At 47.9% G+C, this 1329-nt stretch carries 3 protein-coding genes; all 3 read left to right on the top strand.

The window, feature by feature from the left end; all coding sequences use genetic code 11:
• The coding region (locus tag DFR77_RS12695; protein ID WP_003697244.1) for a helix-turn-helix domain-containing protein at window positions 1-472 on the top strand (472 nt) is incomplete at its 5' end.
• Window positions 473-476: 4 nt separating this feature from the next.
• The gene (locus DFR77_RS12690) at window positions 477-1055 is read left to right on the top strand and encodes an IS3 family transposase (protein ID WP_003697246.1); all 579 of its coding nucleotides are present in this window, start codon (window positions 477-479) and stop codon (window positions 1053-1055) included.
• Window positions 1019-1297, top strand: a complete 279-nt coding sequence (locus tag DFR77_RS14730) for an IS3 family transposase (RefSeq protein WP_095071235.1) — start codon at window positions 1019-1021, stop codon at window positions 1295-1297. The genes DFR77_RS12690 and DFR77_RS14730 overlap by 37 nt, the downstream gene beginning before the upstream one ends.
• Window positions 1298-1329 lie beyond the last annotated feature (32 nt).

Genomic DNA, 1329 nt, shown 5'->3' with positions numbered 1-1329 from the left:
CCGCCGCCTTGTCCTGATTTTTGTTAATTCACTATATTTTTCCATTTCCGATTCATTGGTACGCAAATGGGTGGCAAGATACAGATTACACGGTGAAAGCGGCATCAAACGCAGAAAGCATACGACAAAATATTCGGTCGAATACAAACTTGAGGCAATCCGCCCGGTGACGGGGCAGGGAATGTCCCAAAAAGCTGCCGCAGACCAACTGAATCTGCCCGAATGCTCCGTTTTGCCGCAATGGTTGCGCCTCTACCGTTTGAATGGTATTAACGGTTTAAAGCCCAAACCCAAAGGAAGAAAGCCCGTGAAAAAACAGTATCCGCCGCAAACGAAAAAAGCCGACTATCTGAAAACCAAGGAAGAACTGTTTGCGGAATTGGCTTACCTTAAAGCGGAAGCGGCTGTCCTAAAAAAGCTCGATGCCTTGAAAGAAGTGCGGCAGAAAGAACGCAACTTGTCGCAGGGTTAAGGAAATGCCATCCGTTGAACTGCTGTTGGGGATTGTCGGACTGCCACGCAGCACCTTCTATTACCAATTGGCCGTCCAATCGGCAGAAGGCAAATATGCCGATTTGAAACGACATATCCATGATATTTATCAACGATATAAGGGAAGATACGGCTACCGGAGGATTGCGGCAGCCATCCGTCACGCAGGAATACCGGTCAATCACAAGAAAGTCAGCCGTCTGATGGCGAAGACGGGGCTGAAGGCAGTGATACGGCGGCGCAAATACCGCTCGTTCAAAGGAGAAGTCGGCAAAGTTGCGCAGAACATCCTGCAACGCTGTTTCCATTCAGAAAAGCCGAATGAGAAATGGGTAACGGACGTTACCGAGTTCGATGTAGGCGGAGAAAAGATATACCTTTCTCCGATTATGGATTTGTTTAACGGGGAAATCGTCAGTTACCGTATTCAAACCCGCCCGACTTTCGATTTGGCCGGCGAGATACTGAAAGGTGCGCCGGAGAAACCGGGGCCGTCTGAAAAGCCGATGCTGCATTCGGATCAAGGTTGGCAATATCAGATGTTTTTTATCAAAAGCAGTTGAAAGGCAACGGTCTGGTTCAGAGTCTGTCCCGCAAGGGAAACTGCTTGGACAATGCGGCAATGGAAAGTTTCTTCGGAACGTTGAAATCGGAATGTTTCCATACGTGCAAATATGATTCCGTTACCGAATCGGAAGCGGCACTGCACGAATATATCCGTTACTACAACAACGATAGAATCAAGTTGAAATTAAAAGGACTGAGCCCTGTTCAGTACAGAATTCAGTCCCTGAAAGCCGCTTGATTAAACTGTCCGACTTTTTGGGGTGCAGTTCA

The organism is Neisseria gonorrhoeae (assembly GCF_003315235.1).
GTDB classification, from domain to species: Bacteria; Pseudomonadota; Gammaproteobacteria; order Burkholderiales; family Neisseriaceae; genus Neisseria; species Neisseria gonorrhoeae.
The sequence above is the reverse complement of the archived record's forward strand: the minus strand, read 5'-3'. Positions and strand labels throughout refer to the sequence as shown.